We start from the raw sequence: 18,527 nt of genomic DNA, 5'->3' as shown, positions 1-18,527 counted from the left end.
CACCCCGTAAGGGATTGGCAATGTGGCGAGTGAAAGCTTTTGTCTACATGAACGGTGTTCGCCAGACCGGCTATCGTCAGCCGTGTGTCCCGCCGTACCGGCTTCGTAGCGAAACCGAAGGCGATTCGCCAAACGCCCGCTTGTACTCCATTGCGAACCGGCCCAGGTGGGCGAATCCCCACTTGAGCGCAACGTCCGTAACGGAAACCGGTTCAGCCGCCGCGCCGCGGAGTTCATCGCGCACACGCTCAAGACGCAATTGACGCACCCATGCCATTGGGCTCACGCCGTGGCAATTGCGGAAGCCGGAAAACAGCGTGCTGGCACTCACCCCGGAAAATTCGGCAAGCCGCTCGATCGTCAGGGGTTCATGCAGATGCGTGCGGATGTATTCCTCGACGCGCTTCACGTAGAACGGCGCAAGCGGTGCGCCCAAGGGTCGCGCGCCACTGCGCGCAGTGTTGACCTGCCCATAAACGAGCGCGTTGAGCACGGTGGATTCAAACTGTTCATAGGCCAATGGATGACGCAGTGGGTGCGCCGGATCACTCAACGCATTCGCCAGCACCGAGAGCAACGGCAACAGACACATGCCCGATGGCGAAGTCAGGGTGAATGCGGGCTCGAACTCCACCACCCTGTGCTCTTCGGTGCCGAAATGGCGCGCGCAGTGGTGCTCGATCGCTTCGCGCTCGATGCGCAGCACGACTTGCGGACAATGAATCCAGCGCATCCGCAAGGGCAGCGTCGGCGATACGAGCGAGGCAACACCTGGCGATGAATCGAAACGGTGGTTGCCACATTCGATTTCGGCACCGCCGCTCAAAGGGATCTGCAACAGGAAGAAGCTGCCGAGACGTTCGGGGTCGATTGTCACGTCACCGCCATAGTCGAGCATATTAAGCGACAGGCTCCCGTGCCGTGCATGATACATATGGCTCTGCAGATGTTCAGAAGTGCCAAGCAGAGCGAGCTTGTGAGGCTTGAACACCGAGCCGACGGACTCGCGCACCTCGTCAAGGTCGCCCGATTCAAGCAACAGGGTGCCGCTATTGAAGCAGTCCGCGCCGAGCAGCGCATTCGCAGCGGGAAGATGCTCCACAGAAACTCTCCAAGAACGTTCACCTGCACCTGATCCGTGCACGGCTTGCCCGACCTCCATGCATCGCTTTCAGAAAGCGGACAGCCGCGTAGGGAATCTAAATAGTTTCCTCGCTCCGGAGGCCTCCAGCAAGCCGGGCGACGCCAAAGGTGCAAAAAAGTGGCCATTTTGCGTAGCTGCGTACTGTAGGCCTGCCCCACCCTGGCAGCCAATCCTCAATTACCCTCGCCCGCCTGGCAGGGTTTTCCCTCGATCCGCAGGTTTCTGGATTCAGCGGATAGCCGTTGAATGAAACGGATAGAGCCAGATGTTTTGTCGCAGAACACTGTGGGCACTCGAGCCGCAACCTGTTGGAGACTATTGGAGAGCCTCACAATGAAAGGAAGATACATCGATATTCCAGCCCCGGACGGCGGCGCGTTCCGGGCCTACCTGGCAACCCCTGCAAGTGGCACGGGACCCGGTATCGTGCTGTGCCAGGAGATCTTCGGTGTCAACGCGACCATGCGCGACGTGGCCGACTACTACGCTGAGGAAGGCTACACGGTGCTGGTGCCCGACCTGTTCTGGCGCGTCGAACCGGGTATCGAACTCGCTTATACGGAAGCCGGTTTTGCGCGTGCGTTCGATCTCTATCAGCAATACGACGAGGATCTTGGCGTCGACGATCTCGGCGCGACGCTCGCCGTACTGCGGACATTGCCTGAATGCCAGGGCGAGGTCGGCGTGCTTGGTTTCTGCCTCGGCGGCAAGCTCGCCTGGCTCGCGGCCTGCCGTCTTCCCGTGGCTTGCGCGGTCAGCTACTACGGCGTGGGTATCGAGCGCGCCCTCGAAGAAGCGGCCAACATCAAGGGGCGCGTCGTCCTGAACATCGCCGCACTCGATCGATTCTGTCCGCCCGAGGCGCAGCAGCAGATCACGGCGGCGCTGGGGCACCACGAGAACGTGGAGGTGTACGTCTATCCAGGCGTCGACCACGCGTTCGCGCGCCAAGGAGGCGACCATTTCGACAAACCTTCGGCGATGATGGCGCACGAGCGCGCGGTGGCCGCGTTTCGCAAGGCAATGGGGCCGCATTACGATCTCTCGGCGCTGTGGGAAGAACATCTCGCCCACGAGTTCGCGACACGCGACGTGGACGCCACGATGGCGACGATGGTGGCCGAGCCCTACGTCAACCATATCCCGACACTCACCGGCGGCGTGGGCTACACCGAGTTGAAGCGCTTCTACAGCCACCACTTCGTGCACGCCAATCCGCCCGACACGACGATCATGCCGATCTCGCGCACCATCGGTGCCACGCAGATCGTCGACGAAACGCTGTTCTGCTTCACGCACACCACCGAGATCGACTGGATGCTGCCCGGCATCGCGCCAACCGGCAAGCGCGTCGAGATTCCGCTACTGGCGGTGGTGAAATTCCGCGGCAACAAGCTCTATCACGAGCACATCTATTGGGATCAGGCCAGCGTGCTCGTGCAGATCGGGCTGCTCGACCCGAGTGGGCTGCCCACCACAGGCGTCGATACCGCCCGCAAACTGCTCGACGAAACGCTCCCCTCGAACACGCTGATGAAGCGCTGGCAGGACAGCGTCCCTGCCAACGACGCCCACTGACCGAATCCTCCTCTCAAGAACATGGAGCAAGCCATCATGACCTCACTCGCAGGCAAGACCGCCATCGTGACGGGCGGTGCCACGCTGATCGGCGCGGCCGTCGCCCGGGATCTCGCTGCTGCCGGCGCCAGCGTTGCCGTGCTCGATATCGATGTCGAGAACGGCGCACGCGTGGCTGATGCGCTCGGCGCCAACGGCCTTTTCATCGAAACGGATATCACTAGCGACAGCGCGCTTGGGCAAGCAGTTGCGAGAACCGCGAAGCAGTTCGGCGGTATCGACATCCTCGTCAATCTGGCCTGCAGCTATGTTGACAATGGCATCCAGGCAGGCCGCAACGACTGGCTCGCCGCGATGAACGTGAACGTGATCTCGGCGGTCATGCTGGTCAAGGCCGTGCATCCGTATATGGTCAAGCGCGGCGGCGGCTCGATCGTCAACTTCAGTTCGATCTCCGCCGAGTGCGCGCAAACGGGACGGTGGCTATACCCGACCTCGAAAGCCGCACTCAAGGCACTCACGCGCAATATGGCGATGGACCTGTCCCAAGACGGGATTCGTGTGAATTCGGTTTCGCCCGGCTGGACCTGGTCGCGCGTGATGGACGAACTCACGCATGGCGACCGCGCAAAGACGGACCGCGTGGCCGCGCCCTTTCATCTGCTCGGACGCGTCGGCAACCCGGAGGAAATCGCGCATGTCGTCACCTTCCTGTGCACCGATGCAGCGAGCTTCGTGACCGGAGCCGATTACGCCGTCGATGGCGGCTATTCGGCGATGGGCCCCGAGCAGGCCGTACCGGCCATTCCGAAGCTCGCTGAGTAAGACCGGGCACCCGCGGACACCTTTCCTTAAATTATCGACTTCGAGGTATTCATCATGAGAAAAATCGCCATTGTCGGCGCCGGCCAATCTGGCCTTCAACTGGCACTCGCTCTGCTCGCCCGTGGTTATCAAGTCACGCTTGCCACCAATCGCGATGCCCAGCAAATCCGCACCGGCAAAGTCATGTCGAGCCAGTGCATGTTCAACGCGTCGCTGCAGATCGAGCGCGATCTCGGTCTGAACTGGTGGGATGCAGCTTGCCCGCCCGTAGAAGGCATTGGCCTCGCGGTGCCGCATCCCGACGTGCCAGGCCGCAAGGCGATTGACTGGTCCGCTCGCCTGACTCACCCTGCGCAATCCGTGGATCAGCGCGTGAAGATGTCGGCCTGGCTCGAAGCTGTCGTCGAGCGTGGCGCCGAAGTACGAATCTGCGACGTGGGCATACCTGAAATGGAAGAGCTCGCGAAAAGTCATGACCTCGTGCTGCTCGCCGCCGGCAAGGGCGAGATTGTCAACCAGCTGGGCCGCAACGCTGAGCGCAGCCCGTTCGACAAGCCGCAGCGCGCGCTGGCGCTGACGTACGTGAAGGGCATGACGCCGTCGACACCTTACTCGCGTGTGCGCTTCAACCTGATCCCGGGCGTGGGTGAGTATTTTGTGTTCCCCGCGCTGACCACCACGGGGCCGTGCGAAATCATGGTGTTCGAAGGCATTCCGGGCGGCCCGCTCGATTGCTGGGCAAACGTCAAGACACCTGAGCAACATCTCGAGACCAGCCTCGCCTTTCTCCGCCAATACCTGCCGTGGGAGGCCGAGCGCTGCGCCAACGTCGAACTGACCGACCCCAACGGTGTGCTGAGCGGCCGTTTCGCGCCAACTGTGCGCAACCCGTACTTCCGGCTGCCTTCCGGCAAGACCGTGTTCGGCATGGCCGACGCGATCGTCGTGAACGATCCGATTACAGGCCAAGGTTCGAACAATGCCGCCAAGTGCACGAAGGTCTATCTCGACGCCATTCTCGAACGCAATAGTGCTTCCTTCAGCGAGGATTGGATGCAGCAGACTTTCGAGCGTTACTGGTCGTATGCGCAAGCGGTCGTCAAGTGGACGAACTCGATGCTCACGCCGCCGCCGCCGCACATTCTCGAATTGCTCGGCGCGGCCGGTCAATTTCCTTCCCTGGCTTCGACGATTGCCAATGGTTTCGACGACCCGCGCACCTTCTCGCCGTGGTGGTTCGATCCGGCCGCCTGCATGGCGGTGATCAACGAACACGCTGCTCGCGCCGCGTAATGAATACGAAAAGGAGAAAACTCATGTGCAGCACGCTCGAACCTGCCGCCGCGAAACCTGATGACCTGCTCAATGCGATGCGGCAATTGCGCAACGCGTTCGGGCAGTATCCGACGGGCGTCACCGTCATCACGGCCGCCGCCCGGGACGGACGCAAGATTGGTCTGACTGCGAACTCGTTTGCATCGTTGTCGCTCGATCCACCTCTTGTGCTCTGGAGTATTGGCAAGACGTCGCCCAGTTGCGCGGATTTCGTCAATGCCGGGCACTTCGCGATCAACGTGTTGGCCGAAGACCAGATCGAACTGTCGCGCCGTTTTTCGAGGGCGTCGCCGGACAAGTACGCCGGCGTGGCCTGCCGCGAAAGCCTCGGGGGCGCCATGGTGCTGGATGGATGCAGCGCGCACTTCGTGTGCCGCAACCTGGCGCAACACGATGGCGGCGATCACGTGATCTTTATCGGGCAGATCGAGCATTTCGAAGCAGATGGGCACGCGCCGCTGGTCTTCCATTCCGGGCAGTACGGTGCGGTAGTCAATAATCCGGCTCGCATTTGATCTGATTATTTAGTGATCCATATGTATAAAGGTAATCGCATGAAGCGCTCCGCGTCCCGCATGCTGTGTCTGTGCTTCGCTGTGTGTGGTCTGATGGATACCACATCGGCAACAGCCGGCGACCTGCCCAACATTAACCTGGGCTTTACAAGCTTCCTGGACGGTGCGCCGCCGGCCGGACCAGGCTGGTATGGAACGCAGTACCTCGAGTACTACACGGCCGACCGCATTAACGACAATGCGGGTAACAAGGTTGCTTTGCCGAAGCAGAACATCGATATCTTCGCGGGCCTGACGCAACTCGTTTACCAGTCGCCGTTCAAGATTGCCGGCGCGCATCCAGGCATCGACGTAATCCTGCCGTGGGTGGCCTCTGCCCACACCGACGACGGCATGGGCAACGTGGCGCTGAACGCACGCACGGGCTTCGGCGATGTGCTTATCGGGCCGTTCATCCAGTTCGATCCAGTCATGGGCCCGGACGGACCGCGCTTCGCGCACCGCTTCGAACTCCAGATCATTGCGCCAACAGGCGCCTACGACCCAGGCAAAGCGATTAACCCCGGCAGCGGGTTCTGGTCTATCGACCCGTACTGGGCGGCGACAGTCTGGATCAATCCCAAGTGGACGGTTTCATGGCGGCTGCACTACCTCTGGAACGCCAGGAATAATCGACCGTATCAGGGATTGGGGGACGGGGTGACGTCATCACAGGCCGGACAGGCGCTGCACGCCAATATCGCCACGGAATATGAGGTGATGCCGGGTTTGCGAATCGGCCTCAACGGCTACTGGCTGCGCCAGATCACCGACATGAAGGTGAATGGCCAGAATGTGTCCGGGCAGCGTGAAGCGGTATGGGCGATCGGCCCGGGGGCGATGTATAGCTTCTCCCAGCACGACCACCTGCTGTTCAATGCCTATTTCGAGGCGGATGCGCGCAACCGGCCCGAGGGAACCCGCCTGGTTCTGCGTTACGTGCATCACTTCCAGTGACTTTCCGACCACGAAATTTCGCCATATCCGCAAACTGGAGTTGAGTCTGCGGATATGGCGAAAGCGAATGTTTATAGAGACATTCGTTAATGGCCCCCTCCGGTGAACCTGCCCCCCTTGCTCAGGCCCAGGATGTGTTGACAGTTCGCAGAACGCTGTTCGCACGTCCTGAACCTGCCTTCACGCTGTACCAAGGCGCATAACTTGCCTCATTAAACGGCGCAACGTCCTTGTGTCCGGCCATGCGCATGTCCTCCATGCTGACATCGCGTAACACAAAGCCAAGTGAACTAACGTCTTGCCGCACGCTTGAGCGTCTGCGATGGCGTCTCGCCGAAGAGTTGCCTGTAGTCGTTGGAAAATCGGCCGAGATGCGAAAATCCCCAGTTCATCGCAATGGACGAAACGTTGCGCTCAGAGCAGTCGGAGAGCATGTCGCGCCGCACCGCTTCTAGCCGGTGCCGTTTCAGATACGCCATGGGCGCAAGCCCAAAGTGCTGCCGGAAGCCTTCGAACAGTTTGTAGCGGGACACCCCCGCTGCACGCTCGATGTCTTCGAGCGTGATGTCTTCTCGGGCGTTTTCGTGAATGAACTGTTTCGCGCGCAACAAATAGTGCGGGCACGAAGGACGCATCGCCTCGGCAAGCGCCTGCGAATAATTGTGGGGCTGGGAGAGCAGCAGGCCTTTGATCAACGCCTGCTCGAAATCCCCTGCCATTTGCTGGTGATTGAGCAGCGGCCCCGCCTGTCCCATCTCGGCCAGCAGAAACTTGACCATGCGCCACCAGGCGGCCTGATCGCCTTCGGTGGCGTTCATCTGCGGCTCAAACGTCAATGCCGCTTCGAGCGGGCGCTGCAGAAGTCCCTCGAGAACCTGACGAAGAGCCGGACTCGGTATTGAAACGATGATCTTCCGGCAATTGCCCATGATCGCAAGCTCCTGCGTCTCATGCGGCGAAAGAACGAGGCCCCTGTCCTGGTCCGACAGCCATAAGCGGCCCTGCGCGGCGAGCTCCTGCTGGCCGGTGAGTGGCAGGCTCACGCTGTAGCTGTTGAGCGGCGCGTCATTGTGCACCGAGACGGTAACGTCGGTGCCGTACTCAACGTATCCCAACGTGCTGGCCATGGAACGCATCACCGTTCCAGAATGATGGAATTGCAGTTCTTTCGGGCTGCGCACCTGCAGCCCATGGGGGCCGCAAATCGACGCCATCCAGTCCCGCGCGCCTTCAAGATCGTGACTCAGCGCGTCGATTCCTCGACGGTCGTTGAAGGTGGGGGGATGCATGGCGTGTCATAGGGGGATTGACGATGGGTTAATAGTAAACCACGCCGCGCGAAGAAAAAATACTAAAACACCCCAAGACACGCCGACAGCCACAGCATCAGGTGGACAGCTGCGCGATGTTGCTGTCCCCGAATTTTTCGTAGTAGAGACGGTGGCCCTCCAGTCGTTCGCTTGCAAGCCACGTCTTGATTGCTTCAACCATCGGAGGCGGTCCGCAAACATACATGTCGAACGGGTTCGCCTGGAGCATCCCGCGATCAAAATGCTCGGGAATGAGCCCCGTCTTACCCTGCCATGCTTCAGAGGGATTCATCACAACGATGTCGTACGCGAAGTTTTCGATGTGCTGCTCGTAGGACTTCAAACGATCGAGCTCGCATAGATCGCGTGCGTTCGTCACACCGTAGTAGAGATGGACCCTCTGGCCACAGCCGCCCTTGTGAGCGAGATCGTCGAGCATGCCCAGGAATGCGGACAGGCCGGTACCGCCTGCGACCATCACCAGCGACCGCTCCACCTCGCGTAGGTAGAACGTGCCCAGCGGAGCCTCGAACTCGACCGTCTGGCCCGGCTCGCAGCGCTCGCGCATATAGTTGCTCATCGCACCGTCGGGCAGCAGACGGATCAGGAACTGCAGCTGGTTGTCCTCGCTGGGCCGGTTGGCGAATGAGTATGAACGCCATACATCATCGCCTGGCACCTTCAGACGAGCATATTGGCCGGGCAGGAAATCAAGCCGTCCAGGATATGCACTCGCGTCGAGATGCAGGATCGCCGTTGTTTCGGATACCTGCTTGACAGCCGTGACCTGGCCGGTGAGCAAAGTGGTACCGCTCGCGCTGCAAAGGCTCGAATCGAAATCGAAGTAAAACGACGCATTGGATTGCACGCGCGTCTGGCAAGACAGGATCTTGCGCGCGGCAAGGTCTTCGGCCGACAGCGTTTCTTCATCGACGTAGTCCTGCGTATAGCTGCCCGATTCGCAGCGCCCCTGGCAAGTCCCGCACACACCCTCGCGGCAATCGAGCGGGATATTTACCCCATTGCGCAGCGCGGCGTCGAGCAGGAGCTCGCCGGCACGGACATCAAAGAACATCGTCTTGCCATCGGCAAAACTGAAGGCAACCTTGTGGCTCATCTCGTGGCACTCCCGCTTACAGATGATAGAAGTCGAGCACTGCGTTGATCGTGTCGTTCAGCAGGAGCACGTGCTTGCGCGTGATTTTCCAGCTGTCGCCGGATGGGCGCAGCTGGTAAGTGACTCGTCCGAAGAAGTGCTCGGCCACGCCGTTGCGCGCGTAAAACGTGGCCCAGTTGGCTTTGACTTCCAGTTCGCCGCCTTCGCGTTGTGAGACACGGACATTGGTGATCTGGTGCAGCGTGCGCGGCAGCGGCGTTGACGCAGCCGACTTGCCCGTGCGCAGCCGGAACACGCGATCCTCGAGACCTGTGCGGCTCGCATAATAGATAAGCGACATGCTGCGCTTCGGGTCGGTCGTGTACACGTGCTCGGAGTCCCACTGGGGCACGTGGAATTCGCTGTTTTCGTCGAAGAGATCGAGGTACTCGTCCCAGCTCTGCGCGTCGCAGAGCTCGGCCTTGCGATAGAGAAACTGCTCGACCGATTGTTGCAGTGTTGCGGACATGATTCAGGCCTCCTTCGTAATGTTCGACTTCTGTGCGAGCCCCTTCAGGAGGCATGCCTGCCAGGTGCCGTGCTGGTTGACGTACAGCCCCTCGTGCGTCAGCTCGGTGCCGCACAGCACCGGGTCGATGCCGAGCAGGCGCGTATTCGCGGTTTCGCCCGCGACCCACTTGTGATGTCCGCGAGAGATGTCGCTCCAGCGCTCGAGGCGCGCCTGGAAGCCGCGCTGCTGCTCGCGGAACTCCACGAGATCGTCAGGGGTGCCCATTCCCGAAACATTGAAGAAGTCTTCGAACTGCCGAATGCGGCTCTCGCGTTCCTCATCCGATTCGCCTTTGACGCCGATGCACTGGCTGATGACTTCGGTCTTGTTCCAGGCGACTGGACGCACGATGCGAAGCTGGGAACTGATCTGGTCCATGAAGAACAGGCTGGGATAGATGTTCAGGTTGCGCAGGCGGTGCATCATCCATTCAGCCTTCTGCTGCCCCTGCGCCTCGACGAGGCGCGGCATGACGCTGCCGTAGCCGGGACGCACACTGGGGTTGGGCATGTCGCTGAACAACACGCTATGGCCGTTCCTGAATGCGAACCAGCCGTCGTCGGTCTCCGAATCGCCCGCGCCAAGCTTGCTGTAGTCGAGCGTTCCGCTCGTTGAGCCGCCGCTTTGTGCATTGGCCTCCTGGCGCCGCTGCACCGTGGCGACGTAGTTGTAGTGCACCGTGCTCACGTGGTACCCGTCGAGGCCGTTTTCGTTCTGCAGCTTCCAGTTGCCTTCATAGGTGTACGTGGACTTGCCCGGCAGCACTTCGAGTTCGCCCGTCGGCGATTGCGCCACCATCATGTCGAAGAAGATGCGCGCATCGCCGAGATAGTCCTCGAGCGTGTCGGTCGCTTCGGTGTCGAGGCTGATGAACACGAAGCCCTTGTAGCTTGCAATGCGCGCTTTTTTCAGGCCGCGCGTGGACTTGTCGAAGTCGTCGCAGTATTCGCCGGGCGCCTTGACCTTGACGAGGCGTCCGTCGCTCTTGTAGCACCACGCATGAAAGGGACAGGTGAAGGTCGACTGATTGCCTTTGCCCATCCGCGTGAGGGTCGCGCCGCGATGCTGGCACGCGTTGATCATCGCGTTGAGCTGACCATTGCCGTCGCGCGAGATGATCATGGGCTGACGGCCCGCGCGCATCGTCATGAAGTCGTGTGGCTTCGGAATCTCGCTCTCATGGCACGCGTAGATCCAGCTCTTCTCGAAGATGAACTCCATCTCCAGGTCGAACAGTTGCGGCTCCGTGAACATCTCTCGCGCAATGCGATAGACGCCCTCTGCCGGACGGAAGTCGAGGCATCCTCCAATGAATTCTTGCCATTGCGACGTGTCTTTTTCGGCGCTCATGATGGGTTCTCCTCCAGTCATCTGGCGGTCTTGCGACCGGGTTCGTGATGAGTTGAATTGAATACCCGATGCGGTGCCGGAGCTATCCACCTGGTCGCCGTTCGCTATCCGCTTTTTTTGCCGCCTTTTTTCCGCCTTGCTGGATGCGCCTGCGCGACGCCTCGCAAGCGGCCTCGCACGTGGCGTTTCGCAGCCACGCCGAAAAAAACGGATAGTGAGTGTCCAATAGACGGATAGCGCCCGCGCGTGCCCGGATATCTAATGCCGTCAACGCCCCCAATGCCCATCGCGGCGACAAACGTGGAACTCAAGCGCCCACAAGCTCGCGTCCACCGGATTCCGCGTACATCACTGAGCTTCTGCCATGACCGCAACGACGATTGAACGTATCGAAACCCGCCTCGTCGATCTGCCGACGATTCGCCCGCACAAGCTCTCGGTCGCGATCATGCACGGGCAGACGCTGATGCTCGTGAAGGTTTATTGCAGCGATGGCGTGAGCGGCATCGGTGAAGGCACCACGATTGCCGGCATGGCCTACGGCCCGGAAAGCCCCGAGGCCATGAAGCTGGCGATTGATGCTTACTTCGCGCCAGCGATGATCGGCCAGGATCCCACGCGCGTCCAGACATTGATGGCCCACCTCGGCAAGCTCGTCAAAGGCAATCACTTCGCGAAGAGCGCAATCGAAACGGCGTTGCTCGACGCGCATGGCAAGCGCCTTGGCGTCCCCGTGAGCGAACTGCTGGGCGGGCGCCGCCGCGAACGGCTGCCGGTTGCGTGGACGCTGGCATCGGGCGACACCGCGAAAGATATCGCCGAGGCCGAGACGATGCTCGAAGCGCACCGCCACAAGATCTTCAAGCTGAAGATTGGCGCGAAGGAACTCAAGTCCGACATCAAGCATGTGGCCGATATCAAGCGGGCGCTAGGTGACCGAGCGGCGGTACGCGTCGACGTCAATATGGCGTGGAGCGAGACGCAGGCCGCATGGGCCATTCCGGCGCTCGCCGACGCAGGCTGCGAGCTGGTCGAGCAGCCGGTGGCGTCCGCCGCCGCACTCGCACGCCTGATGCGCCGCTTTCCTGTCGCGCTGATGGCCGATGAAATCCTGCAGGGCCCAGAAAGCGCGTTCGAGATCGCCAGGAGCGAAGGCGCCGACGTGTTCGCGATCAAAATCGAACAAAGCGGCGGGTTGTTCGCTGCCCAGCGCGTAGCCGCGATTGCCGATGCAGCGGGTATCGAGCTCTACGGCGGCACCATGCTCGAAGGCGCGTTCAGCACGGTCGCCTCGGCGCATCTGTTCGCGAGCTTCGCCAATCTGCAGTGGGGAACCGAACTGTTCGGACCCCTGCTCATTACAGAAGAGATCCTGACCGAGCCGCTGAACTACAGCGACTTCGCCCTGACCGTGCCCAATGGGCCGGGCCTCGGCATCGAGCTCGACGAGGTGAAGGTCAAGCGCTTCACGCGCGATGGCTTCATGAAAGTCACGCGGTAATTCCTATCTCTGACACGAGGACACTGGGCCATGCTTTTCCATGTACGAATGGATGTTAACCTTCCCGCCGATATGCCGCCCGATGTCGCCAACGAAATCAAGGCGCGCGAGAAGGCTTATTCGCAGGAGCTGCAGCGTAGCGGAAAATGGCGCCATATCTGGCGCCTGGTTGGCGAATATGCGAACTACAGCATCTTCGATGCAGGGAGCAACGCGGAGCTCCACGACCTCCTGAGCGCATTGCCCCTGTTCCCGTACATGAAGATTGAAGTCACGCCGTTGTGTCGTCATCCGTCGTCGGTGCACGACGACGACGCGTAAGCCGAAAACCCAGGTGTTTTACAGGGCGCCCCACCCACCCCGCGTCATTTCCCCAATACCAACTGGAGACAGTAATCATGAGCGTGAAAGTATTCGAAACCCAGGAAGTGCAAGACCTGCTGAAGGCCGCCACAAACATGGACGGCAGTGACGGCAACGCACGTTTGAAGCAGCTCGTCCACCGCCTGCTGGGTGATCTGTTCAAGGCCATCGACGATCTCGACATCACACCCGATGAAATTTGGGCCGGCATCAACTATCTGAACAAGCTCGGCCAGCATGGAGAGGCAGCGCTGCTTGCGGCCGGTCTCGGTCTCGAGAAGTATCTCGACATCCGGATGGACGCAGCGGACAAGGCGGCCGGCATCGACGGCGGGACGCCCCGCACGATCGAAGGTCCGCTTTATGTCGCGGGCGCACCTGTGCGCGACGGGGTCTCGCGAATCGACCTCGATGCGGATACGGATGCCGGCCCGCTCCTGATTCACGGCGTGGTCGGTGGCCCGGACGGCAAGCCCATCGCGGGTGCCGTTGTCGAATGCTGGCACGCCAATTCGAAGGGCTTCTATTCGCACTTCGACCCGACCGGCGCGCAAAGCGACTTCAACCTCCGCGGTGCGGTGAGAACCGGCGCCGACGGCAGGTACGAATTCCGCACACTGATGCCGGTGGGCTACGGCTGTCCGCCGCATGGCGCCACGCAGCAATTGCTCAACGAACTGGCCCGGCACGGCGACCGGCCGGCGCACGTGCACTTCTTCGTGACAAGCGAAGGCCACCGCAAGCTGACCACGCAGTTCAACATCGAAGGCGATCCGCTGATCTGGGACGACTTCGCCTACGCCACGCGCGAGGAGCTGATTCCTCCCGTCACGGAACAAGCCGGTGGCACCGCGCTGGGTTTGAAGGCCGACGCCTACAAGGACATTGAGTTCAACTTCACGTTGACCACGCTCGTCGAGGGAAAGGACAATCAGCTCGTCAATCGCCTTCGCGCTTCAGCCACGGCGTAATGACGTGAACAGGCGCAACAACCACAAGCCATGCGTTTGTTCCAGCGGCGCCGAAAAGTGAATCGGTTATTGTCCTGAAGTGGCGCCCGTTCCCGCATATATCGGATTTATTCCCGTCAGGAACCAGGTGTGCAGCGTACCGATGCCCTTCGCTTCAATTGCGCCGCGCGCCTCAAACAAAAAGCGATCCCCAAGAAGGCGCCGCGTGGCGTCGGTCACCTGCACACGCCCCGCGACGCTGTGGGACTCCATTCGACTGGCGGTGATGACTGCGGCGCCCCACAAGTCATAGATGAACTTTCGCCTGCCGATGACACCGGCGACCACAGGCCCGCTATTGATGCCAATGCGCATCTGGAGGTTGTAGCCGTGGCGCCGATTAATTCGCGCAAGCGCATCGATCATGTCCAGAGACATATGAGCTGCCCTCGCTGCATGGTCAGGCGCCGGGTCAGGCAGTCCAGCTGCTGCCATGTAGGAATCGCCGATAGTTTTGATCTTTTCAAGGCCACGGTGGTCGGCAATGTTATCGAATTCCGTGAAAATTTCGTTGAGGAATGCGACCAATTGTTCTGGAGCCATATGCGTCGAAAACGGTGTAAACGCGACAATATCTGCGAATAGAACCGTGACATCAGTAAAACTGTCGGCAATGATTTCAGGAATGCTGTCCGCGATCAGGTCCGGGCGCGCTTTCAGTCGTTCAGCGATCGGGTAGGGAAGCAGATTGAGCAATAGCCGCTCGGACATTTTTTGCTCGACGGCGAGCTTGTCATAGAGGCTCTGGAGTTCGTCGCGTTGGCGCTGGATTAATTCCCAACTTGCCTGCAATTCCTCGTTCTTACGCGCAATCGCAGCTTCCGCGCGCTTTTTCTCGGTGATATTGCGGCCCTCCGGAAGCAGGAATATGACGTCACCATTTGAATCTTTGATCGGCAAAATCGAAAAATCAACGACAATCGTCTCCGCACCGGCCAACTGACCGTAGACTTCGAAATCGCAGCGGACGAATTCGCCTTCGCCAGCGCGGCGAATGAGCTCCCGGAGCGAAGCCTGTGTCTGCGAGGATACGACCCACCACCGCGCCTCCCAGAACGGCTTGCCGCGAATGTCGTCCATTCGTATCCCGGCGGCTTCAAGCGCTGCACGATTGATCTCGAGCATTGTCCCGTTCGCGTCCAGTAAACCTACGAACTGGTACATCGCATCTACCATGACGCGCGCTAACTTATTGCGCTGAGTCTGAGGGTCATCGATCGCAGAAAGCGTCACATCGCCCACGCGAAGTTCCGGGACGTCAGAGAAACACGGGCGATGGATCGCAGCCATGCGTCACCTCTTGTGACTTCAGCATCCGGTCCAAAGCTTGCATACCAGATTGCCTTCAGTTTGCTATCGATTGGATATTCTCAGTGTAGCCACTAGCGCAACGAAGATGCGTGTATTCGGTATATTCATACAAATACAGGGTGTGTGCGGTGTGCGCTCCCAATCCAGCTCGAGAATATCTTTAGGCTGCCGGCACGCCGTGAGCGTACAGCTCGTTGCGTTCAGAACCGCGTGGCGCAAAACGGTTTCGGATCCACGATCGTTGGCGCACCGCTCATCATCTCCGCGATCAATCGGCCCGTGATCGGCGCTAGCGTGAGGCCGTGGTGGGCGTGGCCGAACCCAAACCAGAGGTCGTTGTGCTTCGGCGCTGCCCCAATGATCGGCATTATGTCGGGCGTACAGTGGCGGCAGCCGAGCCACGCCTCGCTATCGAGCCGCGCACCGAGCGGAAAAATGCCGCGGGCGAGCGGTTCCACCACTTCGAGTTGAACCGGGGTATTGGCCGTATCGCGATAGCCCAACTCAACACCTGTCGTCGGGCGGATGCCTCTGTTTGGCAAGACTACCAACACGATCAGATTTGTTGCGGTCTCACAAAAATTGCCGGAGTCAGTTGAGTTCTCTGGCCAACTCCGGCACGACGGCGAACAAATCGCCGACGAGACCGTAGTCTGCCACGCTGAAGATCGGCGCTTCTTCGTCCTTGTTGATCGCCACGATCACCTTCGAGTCCTTCATGCCCGCGAGATGCTGGATCGCGCCCGAGATGCCCACCGCAACGTACAGTTGCGGCGCGACGATCTTGCCGGTCTGGCCGACCTGGTAATCGTTCGGCACATAGCCCGCATCCACTGCCGCGCGCGAAGCGCCGAGCGCCGCGTTGAGCTTGTCGGCGAGCGGCTCCAGCACCTTCGTGTAGTTTTCGCCGCTGCCCAGACCGCGGCCACCCGAGACGATGATCTTCGCGCTCGTGAGTTCCGGACGGTCGAGCTTCGTGACTTCACGGCCGACGAACTGCGAAAGGCCACTGTCTGCTGCCGCTTCGAGCTTCTCGACCGCCGCGCTGCCGCCTTCGGCCGCGACTGCATCGAACGCGGTCGTGCGAACCGTGATGACCTTGACCGGATCAGCCGATTGCACCGTTGCAATCGCGTTGCCCGCGTAGATCGGGCGCTCGAACGTGTCCGGCGAATCGACTGCCGTGATGTCCGAGATTTGTGCGACGTCGAGCTTCGCGGCGATGCGCGGCGTGACGTTCTTGCCCGCTGCCGTCGCCGGCGCGAGGATGTGCGAGTAGTTCTTCGCCGCATTTTGCACAAGCGCCAGAACCGTCGCTTCGACGTTCTCAGCAAGACCTGCTTCGAGTTGCGGCGCGTCGGCCAGCAGCACCTTCGAAACGCCCGCGATCTTCGCCGCTGCGTCCGCAGCAGCTTGAGCATTGTGGCCCGCGACCAGCACGTGCACGTCGCCGCCGATCTTCTGTGCGGCAGCCACGGTATTCAGCGTCGCAGCCTTGATGGTTGCGTTGTCGTGTTCGGCTATTACCAGATTCACCAGATTCGTCATTTCTATCTCGCTCCCTTAAAGCACCTTGGCTTCGGTCTTCAGCTTCTCGACCAGCGTCTTCACGTCGGCAACCTTCACGCCTGCGGAACGCCTGGGCGGCTCGGCAACCTTCAGGGTCTTCAGACGCGGCGTGACATCGACACCGAGGTCCTCGGGCTTGAGCGTCTCCAGCGGCTTCTTCTTCGCCTTCATGATGTTCGGCAGCGTGACGTAGCGCGGTTCGTTCAAACGCAGGTCAGTGGTCACCACTGCGGGCAATTTCAAAGAAAGCGTTTCCGCGCCGCCATCGACTTCACGCGCGACCGTGGCCTTGCCGTCGGCAACCGTGAGCTTCGAAGCAAACGTCGCTTGCGGCAAGTTCGCCAAAGCGGCGAGCATCTGGCCGGTCTGGTTCGAGTCGTCGTCGATAGCCTGCTTGCCGAGAATGATCAGCGAAGGCTGCTCTTTATCGACGAGCGCTTTCAAAAGCTTCGCGACAGCCAGCGGCTGCAGGTCTTCATTCGATTCGATGAGGATCGCGCGGTCCGCGCCAATGGCGAGCGCCGTGCGCAGCGTTTCCTGCGCTTGCGCGACACCGGCGGACACGGCGATCACTTCTGTCGCGACACCCGCCTCCTTCAGACGAACCGCTTCTTCAACAGCGATTTCGTCGAACGGGTTCATCGACATTTTCACGTTAGCGATGTCGACGCCCGTGCCATCCGACTTCACACGAACCTTCACGTTGTAATCGATTACGCGCTTAACCGCGACCAGTACCTTCATCTTGCCCCTTTCACCACCAGTAACATTTATCTTGCGTCGCCTTTCGGAGCGATCGCGCATACCGCCGACGCCGTCGCCACGAGCTTGTCGTCCTGCCATAGCTCGCCGGAAACATTGCACACGCCACGCCCTCGGCGCACGAGCGTCGAGCGCCCTTGCAGCTTGCCGGCTTTGGCAGGCCGCAGAAACGACGTGTTCAGACTCAAGGTTGCGCAGTGCTCCCCATCCCTGAGCGTGGACACAACGAGCAATGCGGTCACGTCGTCAAGCATCGCGGACAGGATGCCACCCTGTATGTGACCGGCCGGATTCAGGAACGCTGGCGCGCCAACATACTCGGACTCGAGCACGATATCGCTCAGCGAGGCAACCCTGCCGCCAAGCGTCTGCGTCACAGGCGGCGGCGCCCCGTCCGGGCCGAAGAGCCGTTCGCGAACCCGCTTGCTGTCCATTTCCATTGATTGCCTCTCTCCATATCGAAGCCGCTGCGCATCCGCAGCCGCTGTCGCGCCTCATCGACCGCTGCTCTATTCACCGCGGAACTCGGGCTTGCGCTTTTCTTTCCACGCGAGCGCACCTTCGCGCAAGTCATGCGACGCATCCGACTGCGCAACGTCGCGCCGAAATTCGTTTTCATCGAATGTGCCGCTTGCGATGCCATTCAGATGCTTCTTCATTCCGAGCAGCGCAAGCGGCGCCATGGCGGCCAGCTCGCCGCTCAGGCGCTCAACTTCCTGATGCAGCGCCGCCGGTTCCACGACCGTGTCGAGGAAGCCGCAGGCCAGCATCTGCGCCGCATCGAACGTAGCGGCCGTGAGGAGCAGCTTCTTCGCCACGTTCAACCCGAGGCGCGACACGTATCGCTGCAACCCGCCGCGATAGAACAGCAAGCCAAGGCGCGCAGCCGGCACGAACATCTGGGTCGTCTCGACGCCGATGCGAAAATCGCAGGCAAGCGCAAGATCCGTCGCGCCACCGTAGATTCCCCCGTTGATCGCCGCGATCGTCACCGGACGCGCACGCTCCAGTTCGTTCGCGAGTGCCTCGAAGCGCTCGCCCGCATTGTCTCCGGCCACGCTGCCGATGTTGAAGCCGGCGCAAAAATGCCGTCCTTGCGCGCACAATCGCAGCACGAGCACCTCTCGTCGTGCATTCACGTCGCGAATGAAGCCCCCCAGGGTCTCGAGATCTTCCGGGTCGAGCCGGTTCGCCACGTCCGGCCGGCGCAGCGTGATGGTCGCGACCGCTCCGGCGACCTCGAGCGAGGGCGCGAGGCCGGGCGAATGTGCGGCGGGTTGAGTGGTCATCG

The 18,527-nt window shown here is 60.8% G+C and carries 18 protein-coding genes and 1 pseudogene; 8 read left to right on the top strand and 11 right to left on the bottom strand.

Annotated elements, in window-relative coordinates; genetic code table 11:
• Window positions 1-76: 76 nt before the first annotated feature.
• Entirely contained in the window at window positions 77-1,102 is a 1,026-nt protein-coding gene (locus tag NH14_RS03110; RefSeq protein ID WP_035521598.1) for an AraC family transcriptional regulator, read from the bottom strand.
• A gap of 375 nt (window positions 1,103-1,477) precedes the next feature.
• Here NH14_RS03110 and NH14_RS03105 point away from each other — a divergent pair, with 375 nt between their 5' ends.
• Genes NH14_RS03105 through NH14_RS03085 form a run of 5 tightly spaced genes read left to right on the top strand, consistent with a single transcriptional unit; the run spans window position 1,478 to window position 6,393 of the window.
• Complete coding sequence (locus NH14_RS03105) at window positions 1,478-2,722, top strand: dienelactone hydrolase family protein (RefSeq protein ID WP_035521600.1); 1,245 nt, start codon at window positions 1,478-1,480, stop codon at window positions 2,720-2,722.
• 36 nt (window positions 2,723-2,758) lie between these two features.
• A complete protein-coding gene (locus NH14_RS03100; RefSeq protein ID WP_035521907.1) occupies window positions 2,759-3,547 on the top strand; it encodes an SDR family oxidoreductase in 789 nt (262 codons plus the stop codon).
• 54 nt (window positions 3,548-3,601) lie between these two features.
• A complete protein-coding gene (locus tag NH14_RS03095) occupies window positions 3,602-4,840 on the top strand; it encodes a styrene monooxygenase/indole monooxygenase family protein (RefSeq protein ID WP_035521601.1) in 1,239 nt (412 codons plus the stop codon).
• 23 nt (window positions 4,841-4,863) lie between these two features.
• Window positions 4,864-5,397 (top strand): flavin reductase family protein, encoded by a 534-nt coding sequence (locus tag NH14_RS03090; RefSeq protein ID WP_052147768.1) that lies wholly within the window; start codon window positions 4,864-4,866, stop codon window positions 5,395-5,397.
• Window positions 5,398-5,436: 39 nt separating this feature from the next.
• Window positions 5,437-6,393 carry a SphA family protein gene (locus tag NH14_RS03085; RefSeq protein WP_035521910.1) on the top strand — a complete coding sequence of 319 codons (957 nt, stop codon included), beginning with the start codon at window positions 5,437-5,439 and terminating at the stop codon, window positions 6,391-6,393.
• Window positions 6,394-6,683: 290 nt separating this feature from the next.
• Here the strand turns inward: NH14_RS03085 and NH14_RS03080 are convergent, their stop codons facing one another.
• The 4 genes from NH14_RS03080 to antA all read right to left on the bottom strand — a co-directional run bounded on the left by NH14_RS03080 (window position 6,684) and on the right by antA (window position 10,720).
• Window positions 6,684-7,682: an AraC family transcriptional regulator gene (locus NH14_RS03080; protein ID WP_035521605.1), complete on the bottom strand. Its 999-nt coding sequence runs from the start codon at window positions 7,680-7,682 to the stop codon at window positions 6,684-6,686.
• A 97-nt stretch (window positions 7,683-7,779) separates the two neighbouring features.
• Window positions 7,780-8,820, bottom strand: coding sequence for an anthranilate 1,2-dioxygenase electron transfer component AntC (gene antC / locus NH14_RS03075; RefSeq protein ID WP_035521607.1), 1,041 nt, complete (start codon window positions 8,818-8,820; stop codon window positions 7,780-7,782).
• A gap of 16 nt (window positions 8,821-8,836) precedes the next feature.
• A complete protein-coding gene (gene antB, locus NH14_RS03070; RefSeq protein WP_035521609.1) occupies window positions 8,837-9,328 on the bottom strand; it encodes an anthranilate 1,2-dioxygenase small subunit in 492 nt (163 codons plus the stop codon).
• A 3-nt stretch (window positions 9,329-9,331) separates the two neighbouring features.
• A complete protein-coding gene (gene antA, locus NH14_RS03065; protein ID WP_035521611.1) occupies window positions 9,332-10,720 on the bottom strand; it encodes an anthranilate 1,2-dioxygenase large subunit in 1,389 nt (462 codons plus the stop codon).
• Between the two features lie 364 nt (window positions 10,721-11,084).
• Here antA and NH14_RS03060 point away from each other — a divergent pair, with 364 nt between their 5' ends.
• The 3 genes from NH14_RS03060 (at window position 11,085) to catA (ending at window position 13,555) form a co-directional block, all read left to right on the top strand.
• The gene (locus NH14_RS03060) at window positions 11,085-12,221 is read left to right on the top strand and encodes a muconate/chloromuconate family cycloisomerase (protein ID WP_035521613.1); all 1,137 of its coding nucleotides are present in this window, start codon (window positions 11,085-11,087) and stop codon (window positions 12,219-12,221) included.
• 30 nt (window positions 12,222-12,251) lie between these two features.
• On the top strand, window positions 12,252-12,542 hold the full coding sequence (gene catC / locus NH14_RS03055; RefSeq protein WP_035521616.1) for a muconolactone Delta-isomerase: 291 nt from the start codon (window positions 12,252-12,254) through the stop codon (window positions 12,540-12,542).
• A gap of 77 nt (window positions 12,543-12,619) precedes the next feature.
• Window positions 12,620-13,555: a catechol 1,2-dioxygenase gene (catA, locus tag NH14_RS03050; RefSeq protein WP_035521618.1), complete on the top strand. Its 936-nt coding sequence runs from the start codon at window positions 12,620-12,622 to the stop codon at window positions 13,553-13,555.
• A gap of 66 nt (window positions 13,556-13,621) precedes the next feature.
• Here catA and NH14_RS03045 read toward each other — a convergent pair whose 3' ends face one another.
• From NH14_RS03045 to NH14_RS03020, 6 genes and pseudogenes are all read right to left on the bottom strand, one after another.
• Entirely contained in the window at window positions 13,622-14,884 is a 1,263-nt protein-coding gene (locus NH14_RS03045; RefSeq protein WP_052147770.1) for an adenylate/guanylate cyclase domain-containing protein, read from the bottom strand.
• 221 nt (window positions 14,885-15,105) lie between these two features.
• Window positions 15,106-15,438: pseudogene (locus tag NH14_RS03040) on the bottom strand (NAD(P)/FAD-dependent oxidoreductase); the annotation flags it as partial.
• Between the two features lie 58 nt (window positions 15,439-15,496).
• Window positions 15,497-16,444, bottom strand: a complete 948-nt coding sequence (locus NH14_RS03035; RefSeq protein WP_035521915.1) for an electron transfer flavoprotein subunit alpha/FixB family protein — start codon at window positions 16,442-16,444, stop codon at window positions 15,497-15,499.
• Between the two features lie 24 nt (window positions 16,445-16,468).
• The gene (locus NH14_RS03030) at window positions 16,469-17,218 is read right to left on the bottom strand and encodes an electron transfer flavoprotein subunit beta/FixA family protein (protein WP_035521622.1); all 750 of its coding nucleotides are present in this window, start codon (window positions 17,216-17,218) and stop codon (window positions 16,469-16,471) included.
• A 26-nt stretch (window positions 17,219-17,244) separates the two neighbouring features.
• Window positions 17,245-17,676 (bottom strand): PaaI family thioesterase, encoded by a 432-nt coding sequence (locus NH14_RS03025; RefSeq protein ID WP_152617053.1) that lies wholly within the window; start codon window positions 17,674-17,676, stop codon window positions 17,245-17,247.
• 69 nt (window positions 17,677-17,745) lie between these two features.
• Complete coding sequence (locus tag NH14_RS03020) at window positions 17,746-18,525, bottom strand: enoyl-CoA hydratase/isomerase family protein (protein ID WP_035521624.1); 780 nt, start codon at window positions 18,523-18,525, stop codon at window positions 17,746-17,748.
• Window positions 18,526-18,527 lie beyond the last annotated feature (2 nt).

It is taken from the genome of Paraburkholderia sacchari, assembly GCF_000785435.2.
In the GTDB taxonomy this organism is placed as follows: Bacteria; Pseudomonadota; Gammaproteobacteria; order Burkholderiales; family Burkholderiaceae; genus Paraburkholderia; species Paraburkholderia sacchari.
The sequence above is the reverse complement of the archived record's forward strand: the minus strand, read 5'-3'. Positions and strand labels throughout refer to the sequence as shown.